Source organism: Chloroflexota bacterium, assembly GCA_020161265.1.
In the GTDB taxonomy this organism is placed as follows: domain Bacteria; phylum Chloroflexota; class Chloroflexia; order Chloroflexales; family Herpetosiphonaceae; genus Herpetosiphon.
This window is the reverse complement of record JAIUOC010000003.1, coordinates 522,503-538,963: the sequence shown is the minus strand read 5'-3', so window position 1 is coordinate 538,963 and position 16,461 is coordinate 522,503. Positions and strand designations below refer to the sequence as shown.

General features: G+C 50.8%; 13 protein-coding genes. 5 read left to right on the top strand and 8 right to left on the bottom strand.

Going from position 1 to position 16,461, the window contains the following annotated elements; all coding sequences use genetic code 11:
- The 4 genes from LCH85_09670 to LCH85_09655 all read right to left on the bottom strand — a co-directional run bounded on the left by LCH85_09670 (position 1) and on the right by LCH85_09655 (position 3,726).
- On the bottom strand, positions 1–708 hold the full coding sequence (locus tag LCH85_09670) for an ABC transporter ATP-binding protein (protein MCA0352253.1): 708 nt from the start codon (positions 706–708) through the stop codon (positions 1–3).
- A 239-nt stretch (positions 709–947) separates the two neighbouring features.
- The gene (locus LCH85_09665) at positions 948–1,325 is read right to left on the bottom strand and encodes a hypothetical protein (GenBank protein ID MCA0352252.1); all 378 of its coding nucleotides are present in this window, start codon (positions 1,323–1,325) and stop codon (positions 948–950) included.
- A gap of 80 nt (positions 1,326–1,405) precedes the next feature.
- Complete coding sequence (locus LCH85_09660; GenBank protein MCA0352251.1) at positions 1,406–3,013, bottom strand: HAMP domain-containing histidine kinase; 1,608 nt, start codon at positions 3,011–3,013, stop codon at positions 1,406–1,408.
- A complete protein-coding gene (locus tag LCH85_09655; protein MCA0352250.1) occupies positions 3,007–3,726 on the bottom strand; it encodes a response regulator transcription factor in 720 nt (239 codons plus the stop codon). The genes LCH85_09660 and LCH85_09655 overlap by 7 nt, the downstream gene beginning before the upstream one ends.
- A 30-nt stretch (positions 3,727–3,756) precedes the next feature.
- On the opposite strand from LCH85_09655, the gene LCH85_09650 reads away from it, so the two are divergent.
- The 3 genes from LCH85_09650 (at position 3,757) to LCH85_09640 (ending at position 6,234) form a co-directional block, all read left to right on the top strand.
- Positions 3,757–4,176 (top strand): PaaI family thioesterase, encoded by a 420-nt coding sequence (locus LCH85_09650; protein ID MCA0352249.1) that lies wholly within the window; start codon positions 3,757–3,759, stop codon positions 4,174–4,176.
- Positions 4,177–4,354: 178 nt separating this feature from the next.
- Positions 4,355–5,059, top strand: a complete 705-nt coding sequence (locus tag LCH85_09645; protein MCA0352248.1) for an N-acyl homoserine lactonase family protein — start codon at positions 4,355–4,357, stop codon at positions 5,057–5,059.
- A gap of 302 nt (positions 5,060–5,361) precedes the next feature.
- Complete coding sequence (locus LCH85_09640; protein MCA0352247.1) at positions 5,362–6,234, top strand: hypothetical protein; 873 nt, start codon at positions 5,362–5,364, stop codon at positions 6,232–6,234.
- Between the two features lie 44 nt (positions 6,235–6,278).
- Here the strand turns inward: LCH85_09640 and LCH85_09635 are convergent, their stop codons facing one another.
- The 4 genes from LCH85_09635 to LCH85_09620 form a co-directional block, all read right to left on the bottom strand.
- Positions 6,279–6,974, bottom strand: a complete 696-nt coding sequence (locus tag LCH85_09635; GenBank protein MCA0352246.1) for a haloacid dehalogenase type II — start codon at positions 6,972–6,974, stop codon at positions 6,279–6,281.
- A 67-nt stretch (positions 6,975–7,041) separates the two neighbouring features.
- Entirely contained in the window at positions 7,042–8,715 is a 1,674-nt protein-coding gene (locus LCH85_09630) for a zinc ribbon domain-containing protein (protein MCA0352245.1), read from the bottom strand.
- Positions 8,716–8,757: 42 nt separating this feature from the next.
- Positions 8,758–10,281, bottom strand: coding sequence for a protein kinase (locus tag LCH85_09625; GenBank protein ID MCA0352244.1), 1,524 nt, complete (start codon positions 10,279–10,281; stop codon positions 8,758–8,760).
- Positions 10,282–10,441: 160 nt separating this feature from the next.
- A complete protein-coding gene (locus LCH85_09620) occupies positions 10,442–11,773 on the bottom strand; it encodes a protein phosphatase 2C domain-containing protein (GenBank protein MCA0352243.1) in 1,332 nt (443 codons plus the stop codon).
- Between the two features lie 164 nt (positions 11,774–11,937).
- On the opposite strand from LCH85_09620, the gene LCH85_09615 reads away from it, so the two are divergent.
- Positions 11,938–14,574, top strand: coding sequence for an FHA domain-containing protein (locus tag LCH85_09615; protein ID MCA0352242.1), 2,637 nt, complete (start codon positions 11,938–11,940; stop codon positions 14,572–14,574).
- 2 nt (positions 14,575–14,576) lie between these two features.
- Complete coding sequence (locus tag LCH85_09610) at positions 14,577–16,226, top strand: AAA family ATPase (protein MCA0352241.1); 1,650 nt, start codon at positions 14,577–14,579, stop codon at positions 16,224–16,226.
- Positions 16,227–16,461 lie beyond the last annotated feature (235 nt).

Here is a 16,461-nt window from a genome sequence, read left to right as displayed (position 1 = left end):
TTAAACCCTCGCGCTATCGTGGCGAATCTGACCATCAACGAGATACAATTGGCGATCAGCCCGCGCGGCCACATCAGGATCATGGGTCACCATCACAATCGTGATATTGAGTTGGCGGCGTAAATCGGCAAATAATTCAAGAATTTGCTGGCTGGTGGTGCTATCAAGGTTGCCAGTTGGCTCATCGGCAATCAGCAATTGCGGCGTTGTCACCAAGGCGCGGGCAATCGCCACCCGCTGTTGCTGGCCGCCCGAAAGTTGGGCTGGCCGATGATCGCGTCGATCGCCGAGGCCAACCAATTCCAGCATGGCCTTGGCACGTTGGCTAATATCGCTGCGATTGCGATGCACAAATAAAGGTGCTTCAACATTTTCTTGGGCGGTCATGGTTGGAATCAAATTGAACGATTGAAAAACCACCCCAATTGTTTGGTTGCGCAAACGGGCCAATTGCGGCTCGCCCATGTTGGTAATATCAACATCGTTCAAGCGTACATGGCCTTTGCTCGGTGTATCCAGGCCTGCCAAAATCCCTAGCAAGGTCGATTTGCCTGAGCCGGATGGGCCGGTCAAAGCCACCCACGAGCCACGGGCAATTTCCAACGAAATGCCATTCAGAATCGTCAAGGTGGTTGTGCCAAGTTGCACCGTATGCACAACATCGCGCATCAGGGCGACTAGCGCAGTATTTGAATGTGTCGCAAGCATGTAAAATTCCTTTATTTAGAACATAGAGCAAAGAACATAGGATTTAGGGATCGGTTGTTGGGGGCTGGGGATCGGTTTTTAACAGAGAGGATTTAGGATTCAGGGGCTAGGATTCAGGGGCTAGGTAATTCAAATCTGACCCCTAGCCCCCAAATCCTGACCCCTCACCCTTCGCGAGCTTCGCGTCCTTCGTGGTTTCGGCCCCTCGCATTCTTTGCTAAACCCCTAACCCCTCGTTTTTAGGCAGCTTGAAGTTGCGCTTGGCGGACGATTTGAGCTAAGGCTTGCTCAATCGTTTCGGGCTGTTCGAGCCGCGCAATCGCCTGCGCCCCCAAATCGTGCCAAAGCCGTTGTTCATTGCCAACACCGCTGGTCAAAACAATGATTGCCGGATGATTTGGCCATTGGACCAAGCTTTTGAGAGCAACCAAGGGATTAATATTCAACATCGCGGCATCAAGCACCACAATATCTGGCTGAAGATTGGGCAGCAATTGCAGCGCCTCAGCGTGGGTAATATCAGCAATTAATTCATAAGCAGGGTTTGGATTGATTAAGCTATGCAGCATGGCACGACGGCTGGCGATGCTGATTGTGGCAATCGATAAACGTTGCATAAAGCCTCCTTGTGATGGGCTTTAGCATAGGCGGCAAGTGTTACCGCAGTATCACGAAGTTGTCGCAAAATTGTCGCAGACTATTGCTGAATTGCCGAAGTTGCGGCTTTGGGGAAACAAATACAAAAGCTGGTGCCAACGCCAAGCTGGCTTTCAACTGCTACCGAACCAGCCATCGATTCAGTGAGTTCTTTGACCAACGCCAAGCCTAAGCCTGCACCTTGATATTGTTCGTTGGCGCGATTGTTGGCACGATAAAAACGCTGCCAAATTGCGCTAAGTTCGGTGGGGTCGATGCCGCTGCCAGTATCACGAACATAAATATGAATCGAGTTGGCCTGATTAAGCGCTTGCACCACCACCAAACCACCAGGTGGAGTGTAGCGCAAGGCATTATGCAGCAAGTTACGCAAAATCTGCTCAAAACGTTGGGGATCAATCAGGGCTTGATCAAGCTCAGCAGCACAATCGGCCAGCACTTCAACCCGCGATTGTCGCCAAGCCAAGGGCTGCACCGTTTGCACAATCCGGTTGATCAAGGGTGCCACTGGATGCGCTTCAAGCTTGAGGGTCAAACGACCAACCTCACTCGCCGAAAGCAAAAAGAGATCTTCGATTAGTTGTTGCAAACGCAGGGTTTCGCGCTCCATCACCAATAAATCACGCTGAACTTGGGGAGTTAAGGCTTGTTCGGTTTGCAAGCTCGATTCTAGGTAGCCGCGCAGGGTGGCAACCGGCGTGCGTAATTCATGCGAAACGCTGGCAACTAAGGCGCGCCGATCATCAAGCAATGCCGCCACCCGATCGCGCTCGGTTTTCAGGGCATTGACGGTAGTTGCCAATTGCTCAGCCATCGCATTGAAATTGGCTTGGAGTTGAGCGATCTCATCAGTACCATTAACTACAATTCGCGAGCTATAATCGCCTTCCCGCAAGGCCGTGGTAGCGTTAGCAAGGGCTGCGATGCGCTGCATAATGCGCCGCACCAACATGTATGAAAGCAGCATGGCCACTGGCAAAAACACAAATAAGCCAATCACCATGAGCACGCCATAAATTGAGCCGAGCAACGAATATTGCACCACATGTTCAATCAAAAACACCACAGCATCATTCGATTGGCTTAATTCTTCGCTGCGCAACTGGATCGAAAGCAGCGCCATGCCCATGCCAAAAATCAGCATCAACACAAACACAATCGTCAATTGATCGTGAGTTAATGTCCAAAGCAATGAGCGTTTGCGCAAGCGATTCCACCAACGCCAAACGCGCATCAAAAAGCGTGTGCCCAAAAATGTGATGCCATGCAATGCAAAGAAAATCAGCATATCAGGGAACGACTGAGCAAAATCACCATCATTCCAAGGACTCATAATCCGTGAAAGTTCATGCCACGAAATCAGGCCGCCCAGACCCACCAGGCAAAGCATCGCCAACCCAAATGCCCCAAGATCAAGTAGCAGTTGCCGCCAAAAACCACCCTCAGACAACACCAAACTCAAACCAAAAATCACCGTGCCAACGCCTAAAACAAAGAAGCCACCAGTCATCAACACAAAAACTTCAACTGGCAAGAGGTAAATAATTGCGAGCAGGATTGCCAAACACAAGCCATCGAACAGCAGCATTAGAGCAAATGCTTGCCAAAGCTCCGCCTGCCCATACCAACGCAACCAAAACTTCAGCATCGTGGTGCTTCCGCTTGCAAACGATAGCCCAAGCCCCAAACCGTCTCGATTGCATCGCCAAAATCGGCCAATTTTTTGCGTAAACGTAGCATGGCATTATCGACCGAGCGATCGCCGCCAACATAACTTTGGCCCCAAATTGTATCGAGCAAGTAATTGCGGCTAAAAGCTCGGCCTGGATTGCGCAACAACAAATCGAGAATCGCAAACTCAGTTGGGGTTAAATCAAGCTCCTGCTGGCGCAAGGCAACAATGTGCAAATGCGGGTCAAGCACCAAATCGCCATAGCGCAACACCTCGGTCGCTGGTTGGGCATCGGCCTGCAACAACTGCTGAATCCGCTGATCACGGCGCAACAAAGCTCGCACTCTAGCAATCAGTTCGCGCATGCCAAATGGTTTGGTCAAATAATCATCAGCACCCAATTCCAAGCCCACCACCAAATCGGTTTCTTCGCTCCGCGCTGTCAACATCAACACCGGAGTCGATTTAGTTTGGCGAATTGTGCGCAATACCTCTAAACCATCAAGTTGCGGCAACATCCAATCTAAAATCACTAAATCTGGTTGATGTTGCTGGTGTAAACTTAGAGCTGTTCGGCCATCGGCAGCATGCCAGACTTGGTAACCCAAGTTGCTTAGTTCGCGCACCAGCACTTCGGCCAAATCGACAGCATCTTCAACCACCAAAATTGTCGGCACATGCTCAGCCATCGCCAAATCCTTATTCTGTGTGAGGTTCAAATGAGTGATGATCTAACCTCTATCGGTCAGCAGATTTTAGCTAGCCAGCCTTTCAGCCAGTTGCTCAAAGCCCAAATTAGCGAATTTCGCCAAGGCTACGCCGAGTTACGTTTGAAAATTAACCCTGAGCTAACCCAACAATTTGGCTTTGTCCATGGTGGCGTGCTCAGCTATGCCGCCGATAACGCCATTACCTTTGCTGGCGGCTCGGTTTTGGGCTTGGAAGTCGTCACTGCTGAATACAAAATCAATTATGTCAAACCAGCTCAAGGCCAAGAACTGATTGCGCGTGCCAGCGTTTTGAGCAGCGGCAGTCGGCAGGCAGTTTGCCAATGTTTGGTTTATTGCCAAGACGAGCAAAATGAAGCCTTGGTTGCAGTTGCCCAAGGCACGATTATGACCCTCAGCGGCAAACGCTAAGCTTCAGCAAGCGCTGTAAACACCACAGCGCTTACTTTACTATACCGAGTTTGCGCCAAATTCGTCAATTCAACCAATTCGCTTGCTCAAGACCACGCTTTGGGATTGACAAACAATAGAACATTTGGTCTAATTTGAATAGAATTACGATTGACCTATGTTTGCGAAGGAAACGATGATGAGCCAACAAATGCCCCAGCGTTTATACTTGATGCAGGTTGGCACGATGCCAGAGTATCAAATTCCGATTGTCTGCTATCTGGTACAAACTGGTGATGGCAAGAATATTCTGATCGATACTGGGCTACCCGAGGTGATTCCAGCAGAAGGCGCAGATTTTGAAAATGGGCAAGATGTGGTTGTGCAGTTGGCCAAACTTGGTTTAACTCCAGACGATATTGATACGATCATTTCAACCCATTATGATTTTGATCACGCAGGCCGACATGGATTATTCACCAAAGCAACCTACATTGTGCAGCGCGTCCATCATTTGGATGCGGCGAGCAACCCACGGTTTGCCGCCAACCGTCCACAATGGGATCAACCAAACGAGCGGATTCAGCTCGTCGATGGGGATAGCCAACTGCTACCTGGGTTGGAACTGATTGAAACGAGCGGGCATGTGCCAGGCCATCAATCAGTGCTGGTGCGGCTACCCAAAACCGGAACGGTTTTGTTGCCAATTGATGCAGTACCTTTCGCAACTGGCTTTACTCGTGAGCAGCCAGCCGCTGATAACAACCCCGATGCTGAGGCGACCCATGCCAGCACAATTAAATTGCTTGATCTGGTCGAGAAGGAGCAGATTAAACTGGTGATTTTTGGTCACGACAATGAGCAATGGCAAACGCTCAAACAAGCCCCAGCCTTTTACGATTAAACGCCAAAATCCTCGATCTGTCATTGCAAGCTCCGTCAAGCATGATAGAGCTTGCTCATCCTACCTCAATCAACTATTACTCCCCACAATACATTGATAACATCAGCCACACTTGCACCTCGCAAAGAATCACGACCAACCGATCAATCGCTAGTTGCAGAATCTCAATTAACGAATTATTTTTTTGCTGAAATGATATATCCAACAACATTTAACTAGCGTAAATTTGCTATAATAGCAGCGTTAATTTCAGGCTGCTACCGCATGAATCTAAGGGTAAGCGTCCTTGAAAAAGGAAAACTATGACCGAGCAAGCACCCCAACTTAATGCCAACGATGCTTTTATCGAGGCGGCTGAGCGAATTCGGATTTTGCATAAACGCGATTTAGAAGATGCCATTCGTGATCGCAAACGGCCTAAATTAAGTGCTTCGCCATTTTCCCAACAAGCGATTTGGCTAGAGTTTCCGACCTATAAGCGTTTGTTGGAGAAACGCGCCAAAATTACTGTACCTGAAGTGATTGTGCGCGGTGTGGCAACCTTGTTGGAATGTAATATTAGTGAACGTAATATTTTGCTAAGTGCTGCGGGCTACAAACCTGATCCAGAGATTCTTAGTGGAACTGCTTTAGAACAGCATCTCGAACGCTACCGTAGCATCGTGCATAATCTCACTATTCCAGGCTTTATTCTGAATCATGTATGGGATATTTTGGAAGTCAATTCGCTCATGAATCGTTTATTTGAACACTATATGAGTGGGTTCGCCAACATTCCTGTGGATGATCGCAATATTCTCAATTTAATGTTTGATCCACGTTACGGCTTCAAACGTTTATTCAGTGTCGATATTGTTCAGTGGGAATTAATGGCTCGTAGTTATATTTATAATTTTCGCCAAGCAACCAAAGGTTTTGAACTTGAAACATGGTATCGTGCAAAAATTAACTATTTAAGCCAATTTGCTGATTTCAATCTGATCTGGAAGCAAGTTGAGGCTAATTTATATAAAGAATATGATACTTCGTTAACCTATTTTACCAGTCAATTTTTCGGCTTTCGCTCAATTCATATTAACGAATCAGAAAAATTTCCCTATCCACGCATTAATGCCTATATCAGCGAAGATTTAACTGCCCAAATAGCACTATTTACCACGCCAAATCAAACTTAATCAAAACGCCAGCACTATCGGCAACAATAGTGCTGGCAGCAGATCTAGCAACCCAAGGCATCGGCCAAAGCAGCCAAACTTGGCACAACCAAATCGGGCTGAGCTTCGGCGGCAGGCGTTGCCCCAAAGCCTGGGTTGGCATGGCGGCGATTGACCCAAACTGTGTTCAAGCCAAGCTGGTTAGCGGGCACAATATCGTGAAACAGACTTTGGGCCACATGCAAAATTGCGCTTTGCGGCAAGGCTAAACGTTCAAAAGCTCGCTGAAAATTATTCAACGATGGCTTGTACGATTGCACCTGTTGCGCCGTAATAATCCAATCGAATTTGAGGCCCAAGCGTTGCTCCGAAGCCGCAAACAAATCATCATCAACATTCGAAATAATCGCCAATTTATAGCGTTGCTGCAAACGTTGCAAGGCTGCTGGCGAATCGGCAAACGCTGGCCATTGCTTGACCGATAAGCCAAATTCGCTAGCTTCTTCGGCGGTTGGCGTGAAACCCAAACGCTGACCAAGTTGCCCCAGCACCGTTGCCACCACGGTTTTATAGGCCAAATATGGGCCTGCTTCGAGCGCACTTTCTAGCTCGCCATACAATTGCAAAGCCGCTTCTTGCTCGATGTTGATGTTGTAGCGAGCAAAAATTGGCTCAAGTGCCGTCCACAAACCAGTTTCCCAATCGATCAATGTGCCATAACAATCAAAGGTCAACACTTGAAATTGAGCTGGATTCAGCATTAAATACTCCAAATACAAAGAACCCGCGCCTATCAGCAACGATAAGCGCGGGTCATAAACTCACAGATTAATGCAAATGCAAAGTCACAACAACTTTGCCAAATTGCAGTTGATCGCCATGATTGACTGGAGCTGGCGCATGCGGAGCCAATTTTTGGCCGTTGACTTTGGAATAGTTGGTGCTATTCAAATCTTCCAAGGTCCAATTGCCGCCAGTATTGTGCAAGCGAGCATGCTGACGGCTAACCCCGCCGCCTTCGCCGCCATGGTTGGTCAAATCGACCTCAGGATAAATCCCGCTAATCGGATCTTCGCGGCCAATCACATAAATTTGCTTATCAGTTGGCAAGTTGAGCACAACTTGGCTACCAGCAACCACCAAATGCGGGGTAACTTGAACTGGTGGAGCAATCGGAGCAGCGACTGGCTCGGCAGGCGTTGGCGCAGCCCATGCTGGCGCGGCCTCAACGACAGGAGCTGGCACTGGTTCGGCAGGCACAACCGGAGCTGGCGCTGGTTCAGCTGGAGCCGCCGCAGCAACCGTTGGCGCATCATAGGTATTGACCGGAGCTGAAGGAATTGGCGCAGCGGCAGGCGCAGCGGGTGCACCACCAAGCAAGGCGGCTAATTCAGCTTCGGCTTCAGTCAAGGCATGCTTGCTTTCTTCCAAGCCAGCAGCGATATGGGCTGGCAAAGCACGGCCAGCATAACGCGCTGACATCTGCTCAAACATCGCCAAATTATCTTGATGTTCGGTGATTGCTGCTTCTAAACGAGCTACCTCTTCTGGGTCGGGCTGAGCAGCAGCAGCGGCAGCAGCGTCGGCGGCAGCCTGAGCAGCGGCTTCAGCAGCAGCCTTGGCCAGAGCTTGGGCTTGATCAAATGCCGCCAAATTAGCTTGCGCTTCGGCCAAACTAGCCTTGGTTTCTTCGATACCAGCGGCGATATGCGCAGGCAAGGCGCGGCCAGCATAACGATTAGCCATCTGCTCGAACATCACCAGATTATCTTCTTGCTCGATCACCGCTGTTGATAAAGCAGTGCGTTCGGCGGCTACAGCTTCTTCGTCAACTGCTGGGGCAGCCTCAGCTACTGGTACAACTGGCTCGACTTCGGCTACAGGTGCAACCACTGGTTCTTCAACCGCTGGTACAACTGGCTCGACTTCGGCTACAGGTACAGCAACTGGTTCTTCAGTGGCTGGCACAACTGGCTCGACTTCGGCCACAGGAGTTGAAACTGGCTGTTGATCATCAATCGGCACGGTTGGCAACTCCTCAGCTGGCGCAACATTGGTTAATTCAGCCAAATGCGGCTCGGCGACTGGTACAACTGGCACACCATCGGGCGGCGTAACCGCTTCGCTGGCAACCGGCGCAGGCGTGGCTACCGCAGCAACTTCGACCGGAGCAACGGCGGCAGGAGCAGCATCGAGTGAGGCTCCACACTGGTCGCAATAGCGGTCGCCTGGTTGATTGATATAGCCACATTCAGCGCAGTTGAGCGAGCTCGCGGCTGGCGCACTGGCGACTGCTGGCTCCGCTTGGGCTGGTGGCGCAGGAGGAGCCTGATCGGCTGGTACAAACATGGTTGGCGCATCGTAACTTTGATCCGTATGTAAATTGGGAACTGCCCCGATTTGGGTTGCTTCTTGATTCATCGACGGATCGAGTCGTGCACCACAATATTCACAAAAACGGTTGCCACCATCATTCGTATGTCCACAGCTTGGACACTTCATACTTCCTCCTTCAACAAGGGAGCACACAAGAATGTACAAATATTAGTATTGATTTGCTGCGCCAATTATCGCAAAAACAACACAGGCAAGAATCATCGCAACCGTGGCAAAAATCAAGCCACGTACCGATTGCGAGCGGCCTTTGATCGATTCGCGGGTAGCTTTTAAACTAATGGCCACGATACTAACGATCAGCGAGACAAACCCAGCAAAGCCACCAAAAAAGCCCATAAAAATGCCAGCATCTCGCCCCATATCTTCGTAGAAAAAGCCGCTAATCGTCAAGAGCAAGCTCAAAAAGCCCATAATTTGAGCGGTTTGAGCTACGCCCGTGGTTTTGGCCTTGGGCACGCTTGAAGCCTGCAAATGATGCGTTGCTGGATGCATCGGCGGTGCTGGCGGGCTAAATGGTTGGGCATAGGTTGGCGGTGGCGGCGGGCTATAGGGCTGGGCATACGACTGCGCCACTGGTGGCCCATAGGGTTGCGAGCCAGTTTGGCCATACGGCTGTGATGTTGGTTGACCATACGGCTGTGATGTTGGTTGACCATATGGCTGTGAGCTAGGTTTGCCATAGGGTTGCGAACCAGTTTGACCATATGGCTGTGATGTTGGTTGACCATACGGCTGTGATGTTGGCCGCATTTGGGCAGACGGAGCATAACCAACATTTGGCAAGGCCGCAGTGCCTGGGCGCTGAGCCACATACACATCAGCACTCTGTTGCGAAGCATTGGATAAGGCACGGCGCAACGCCACCATCGAGGCAAAGCGGGTTTGCGGATCATGGCTCATCGCCGTCATCAGCACCGAACTAATTGCTTCGGGCACGGCAGCATTAATCGTATGCGCCAACGGCACATTAAATGGCTGGGCAATCGGATCATGGCCAGTCATTAATTGATGCAGCAACACACCCAAGGCATAAACATCGGAACGAGCATCAGTTTGACCAGTGCCATATTGCTCAGGCGCTGAGTAGCCCATCGTACCAAAGGCTTGGGTATCTTGCGATTGACCAGGCTTAAACAAGCGAGCAATCCCAAAGTCGATCAACTTTACTTGACCTTCAGGAGTACGCATAATATTGGCTGGCTTCAAATCGCGGAAGATAATGGGTGGGGTGCGGCTATGCAAATAGTGCAGCACCTCGGTCAGTGGTTCGGCAAAGGCCACCACATCAGCCACCGGCCATGGCGGCGGACTATTGCGCAAAATCGTCGCCAAGGTTTCGCCTGGCACAAACTCCATCACCAAATACTCCCGCCCGTGGTCGCTAAAGTGGTCGGTCACGCGCGGCAAATTAGGATGATTCAAACGAGCCAGCAATTTTGCTTCTTCATGAAACGATTTGCGGGCGCGTTCGCGCTCATCTTCAGTTTTAAGCAGGGCGGTACTCATTTCCTTGATCGCGCAATCAATATCAAGGCGCTGATCATAGGCCAAATAAACTGCCCCCATGCCGCCCTGCCCAAGCCGTTGTTTGAGCAAATAGCGATAGCCCAAAATCAACTCGGGGGGCAATGCACCTGTTTTAGAGTTTTCTTCAGATAACAAATCGCTCATGGAGAAAATCCTTCGTATCAGCAACTCAGCGCGATTATAGCACGATGTTGCGCTAAAAAGCGCCCAGAATCGTGACAAAACGATCAGGATGTGATCGCTGGCGCAAGGCCGTCACAGCATAAGACGCAGACAATCTTTAATTAGTTTCAGCCGCAGGCCACTAGTGCTGCTGGTCGGTGCGTTCTTCTGCCGACAACAACACCACGGTCACATTATCGCGTGCCCCACGACTATTGGCAATAGCAATCAAGCTGCCACAACATGCTTGTGGCGATGAAGCTTCAAAGACTGCATCACGCAATTCTTCATCCGAAAGCTCGTTGATCAAGCCATCGGAGCAGAGCAACAGCCAATCGCCAGCCTCAAGTGGCTGCTCAGTCATGTCCGATTCGACCGTGGCTTCTACGCCGACCGAGCGATAGAGCACATGGCGACGCGGGTGAGTACGGGCTTGCTCAGGCGTTAGCTCGCCAATATCAACTAAGCGGGCCACCATGGTGTGATCAACCGTGATTTGGGCGATTTGTTGGGTGTGTTCGCTAACCCCTTTACGATTAAATAGGTAGACCCGCGAATCACCAACGCTGCCAATCCAAGCTTTTTCACCAACGACCAAGGCCACAACCACCGTCGTGCCCATGCCACGTAAGGTTGATTTAACCTCAGCTTCGCGAAAGATCGTGCTATTGGCCGCAGCGATGGCAGCCCGCACGACATCACGCCAGCCATCAAAGCTGCGATCAACATTGCGGCTATAATCGCGCAGATGATTAACAATTGTTTGACTAGCCAAGGCGCTGGCCCGTTCGCCGCCTTGAGCACCACCCATGCCATCAGCCACCAAACAACAGATCACCGGCGTGCCATCACGCAAGCGAAACTGCTCGACCAAGGCAGAATCTTGGTTGACTGAACGACGAGTACCAACATCGGAAAGCAGGCCAACAGTATAGCGAAGTGTTTGGGACATAGGCTGGACCTTTTCTGCATTGGCCACCAATGGATTACCACAGGCAATACAATAGCGGGCATTCACCCGATTGCCCTTGCCGCAGCGCGAGCAGCCCAGCGGAAAGCGGCGGGCGGGCGTTAACGTGGTGGTAATGCGAATAGTTTCACGGCCTTGAGCCAACTGATGACTAACGCTTCCAAGGGCTTTCCGCAACTCTTCAATACTACTGATTGCCTCTTCACGGGTTGCTTCACCAGTTTGCAGGCGCATCTGCCACCATTCAACGCCAGCATGCACCATCTGTTCCAAGGCTCGCAGGCTGATCTTCTCGCCTTCAAGCTGAATGCGACGCGGTGCGGGTAAAACAACTTCTTCATAGTCGATCGGCTCGGCTGCCGTAGCTGGCTCGGGCGTTGTTGATGTGGGCGGCGTAGCCACTGAACGTAGCGGAAAGCCGCAATAACGGCAAAAACGCGCCGTTTCATCAACAAGGCGCTGACAGCGAGGGCATGGAGCGCCAGTAGGCGTTGCAAGGCTCATTCGAGCAACCTCCCATTCGGCAGGAACGGTTGTGGTCTGGAGCAGTATGCTATAATGCGCGTGTTTGAGTCTGCTCACATGCTGCGATTATAGCACAGCCCTTCATCCATGCCACTAGATAGCGCTAATTTCGTTGCATGAAGCTTGGCATTTAAGGGGGAATGATGACACGCTGTATCCACTGCGGTGCTGCCATTCAGCCTAATACGAAGTTTTGCCCAAGTTGTGGTAAATCGCAACAGGCCGCACCTAACCAAGCTAACCCCGCATTAGGCGGTGGGGCCACAACCATCCTGCATTCATCGATGGCATTTTTAGAGGTGCAAGAAACTGGTCAGGCACCCCGCCAAATTCCATTAGCCAATCAACCAATCACGTTTGGCCGCAAGCCCGATAACGATATTATTGCGTCGTCGCGCTTTGTGTCATCGAACCATGCGCGGATCGAACCCGATGGCCAACGCCACGTTATTATCGATCTTGGCAGCACCAATGGTTTGCTCTTCCAAAGTCAACGTGTGCCCCGCCATAGTTTTAACGATGGCGATTCGGTACGGATTGGCGATCCGGTTACTGGTAACTTTGTCACCCTCACCTATCGTAATCAAAAGGTTGCCACGCCGCCCGCCGAGGCTGGCCATGTTAGCCGCTTCGATTTGAGCAATAAGCCCGCTGTCACAATTGGCCGCGAAGGCTCGGCGCTCAATTTACCCAATCCTCAAGTATCGCGCAACCACGCCGAAATTCGCGCCATCCAAGGTGGCCACGACGTTCGCGATCTTGGCAGCACCAATGGCACATTTGTCAACGGTAATCGAATCACGGCAACCCGCCTGAATCGCGGCGATGTGATTCAAATTGGGCCATTTAAGCTGGTCTACGACGGCAATTCGCTTGATCAATTTGATCAGCGGGGCGCGTTGCGGATCGATGCCCATTCATTGGTACGCTTGGTCGGTGGCAATCGGGTTATTCTCAATAATGTTTCGTTGGTGATTGAACCACGCGAATTTATTGCTTTGGTTGGTGGTTCAGGCGCTGGTAAATCAACCCTGATGGGGGCGCTTTCGGGCTACAATCGCGCTAATAAAGGCGCGGTGTTGGTCAATGGCGACGATTATTATGCCAACTTCGATGCCTACCGCGCAATTTTGGGCTATGTGCCGCAAGATGATATTTTGCACAGTAGCTTGCCAGTCGATGTTGCCTTGCGCTATACCGCCAAGCTCCGCTTGCCCGCCGACACTGCCAGCAGCGAAATCGAAGCGCGGATCGATCGGGTGCTCAAAGATGTTGAGATGAGCGCTCATCGTGGCAAGCAGGTTAATCAACTTTCTGGTGGGCAGCGCAAACGGGTTTCAATTAGCTCTGAGCTATTAGCTGATCCTAGCCTATTCTTTCTCGATGAGCCAACTTCGGGGCTAGACCCGGGCCTCGAAAAGAAGATGATGTATACCTTGCGCCAATTGGCTGATTCAGGGCGCACAATTGTGTTGGTAACTCACGCCACTGCCAACATCACCCAATGCGATCATGTGGTGTTTATGGCCGATGGGCGCATGGTTTGGTTTGGACCACCCAGCGAAGCCTTGACCTTCTTCAATGTAACATCGGGTGATTTTGCCGATATCTACACCAAACTTGAGGGTGATGCCGACCCCAACCATCCTTTAACAACGACCGAGTTGAAGCAAGAATTCGAAACGTGGCGGCAACACAATAATCAAGTGCGCCAAGCGCCACGGCTCTCTGAGCTGTGGGAAATTCGTTTCCGCAACTCCGAGGCCTATCGCAAATATGTTTGGGAACGGCTGCAACGTGCGCCGCAAGTGCCCGTCATGACTCCGCCACAAGCGCCAATTCCCCAAGCTGCGGTGCCTGGAGCCTACCCCAACCAAGTCAGCGCTTCGATTCCCACCTCGGCGGCTCCAGCGGGTAGGCCGAAACCGCCGCCCGTTTCGGCCATGCGCCAATTTGGGATTATGACCAAACGCTATATGCGCTTGATCGCCGCCGATAAACGCAACCTTGCAATTATGTTATTGCAAGCGCCGATTATTGGCATGATTTTGCTTCTGGTTGCCAAAGAAGATGCCTTCCGCCGCCCTAATTCGGCTGATGCTCGCATGGTGCCGTTCTTGTTGGGCGCAATCGCAGTTTGGTTTGGCATTCTAAATTCAGCCCGCGAAATCACCAAGGAAGGCCCAATTTATCGGCGTGAACGTTTGGCCAACCTTAAAATCGTGCCCTATTTGGGTTCCAAAGTTCTGGTTTTGGCTGGCTTATGTCTCATCCAAAGCATTATTTTGATGGTCATTCTGGGTACAAAGGTCGATTTTGACCTTGGGCTGGAGGTGCCATTTGGGGTTTGGGGTGGCTTCTTGGTCACAACCTTCCTCACATCGCTTACCGGTTTAGGCGTTGGCTTGTTAATTTCGGCCTCAGCTAGCTCATCGGATAAAGCCATGAGCATCATTCCGTTTGCGCTAATTCCGCAGATTGTGTTTGCTTTGGCCTTGCTGCCCTTACCTGCGGCACTAGCTCCAGTTTCATTCTTGGTTGGCAGTCGTTGGGCAATGCAGGCCTATGGTTCAATCGGCGGTTTGGGCGAGCCATTCGACCCAGGCAAATGTCGCGCGGGCCAAATTCCTAGCCCTAGCACCTGCGAAGTGTTCCCAACCGTGGGCTACGACGATAGTGCTGGCTATATTTTCCTGACTTGGTTTATTTTGATTGGCTACACCATGGCCTGTTTGGCAATTACGGCTTGGTTGCTCAAACGCCGCGATAATGAAGCCTAGTTGTGAGCCAACCTGAGCCAATTCAATGGAATACCGCCGCCTTGCAAGCGCTCCAAGTCGAAGGCGTAAACGAGCGTTGGAATGCCGTCCAAGAGCAGTTACACCCAATTCTGGTGGCGCTCAGCGAGCAGCTTGATATCACTGCAACCCGCCAATTTCCCAACACGTGGGGCTTATACGAAGTTAGTGCCAAAACCGTTAGAGCGGTCAATCGTGGCCGCCAACGTGATCCAATCGACGATTATCATGTAGTGATCGATCGGCCACCACGTGGCTGCCATATTTACCTTGGGGTTAGCGGCAGCGAAGAACGGATTTTGGTTGGAATTCAACTCTGGAATAAGCGCAAACGTGAATTAGCTGCGGTGTGGGATCGTGGGCGCGTGCTGTGGGAGCCGTTAATTCGCAGTTTGCCCGATGTGCGCTATACCCGTGGCGAACATGCTGAGCAACAACTGTGGCTCGATGATTATCTGGCCAATCGCGGTAGTAATTATCTTTGGGCAGGTTGGAGTTACCCTTGGCAGCAAGCACTGGACGATAGCCAACAATTTAATCAGCAATTGATCAACCATATGTTGGCCTTGCTGCCGCTCAATGAAGCAATTATGGAAATTGCCGAAGAGGAGTGGGAATTACCACCAAGCCATATTCGCGAAGCCCGCCCAAGTTATGCCACGGGTTTCAATAGCCCAAGCATCGAAGAAATTAGCGCTAGTATTCGCCAACGGGGCTTTATCTATCCCGATGCTGTGTTGCGTTCGTACCACATTGCGCTGCAAACCAAGCCCTTGGTGATTTTGCCTGGGATTTCGGGCACGGGCAAAACCCGTTTGACTCGCGTCTATGCCGATGCGGTACACCAAATCGCGCCACACAGCGATAATCCCTATTATTTGGCGGTGGCGGTGCAGCCCGATTGGCATAATGCTCGCGATTTGCTGGGCTATTTCAATGCATTAACTCAAACGTTCCAGCCAACGCCTACGTTGCGGTTATTGCTGCGAGCCAGCGCTGATCCGGCTAATCCCTATTTTCTATGCCTTGATGAACTGAATTTGGCGCGGCCTGAATATTATTTAGCGCCAATTTTGAGTGCGCTCGAAACCGCCGAACACCTGATCGATTTGGGTATTCCCCAAGAAGTTGCCCAAACGGTTGATGGCGAGAGCGTGCGTAATCCGCTGCGTTTACCATTAAATGTGCATATCATCGGCACGGTTAATGTTGATGAAAGCACCTTTACGCTCAGCGACAAACTGCTTGATCGAGCAAATGTAATTGAACTTACCGAAGTCGATTTAGCGGCATGGCGAGCCAGTTATCGCCGTCCGTTTAATCCAACCGCATGGCAATTATTGCTTGAATTACAGCCGATTTTGGCTAGCCTTGGGCATCCATTTGGATATCGCACGGTCGAAGAGATTGGGCGCTATTTGGAAGGAGCCGAGGGGATTATGCCACTCAATACAGCATTCGATTTGCAAATTAAGCAAAAATTGCTGCCCAAATTGCGGGGTGACGATAGCCCACGCTTTCGCAATGGTTTACGCAGTTTAGCCCAATTGTTTGCTGAATATCCTCAATCACAAGCCAAAATTCAGGCCATGCTCGAACGGCTTGATCGCGAGGGCTTTGCTGATTTTTATTAAACGAGGGGTCAGGGGCTAGGGTTTAGGGATCGGGGAGAAAGAACATAGAACATAGGTAGAATATAGGCATTGAGGGTTGAGGTCGGGAAGTATCAATCTTTCGTTTCGTCAAGAAGCCACTATTTCCCACCAGTTGTAATTTAGGGGGTGCAGAGGGATTAAAGCCCCCTGCGTCTCCCTCCAGTGGAGGGATGGAAGGGTGGAGAAGCGATGATTGGAAATCGCGAGTTAGGAA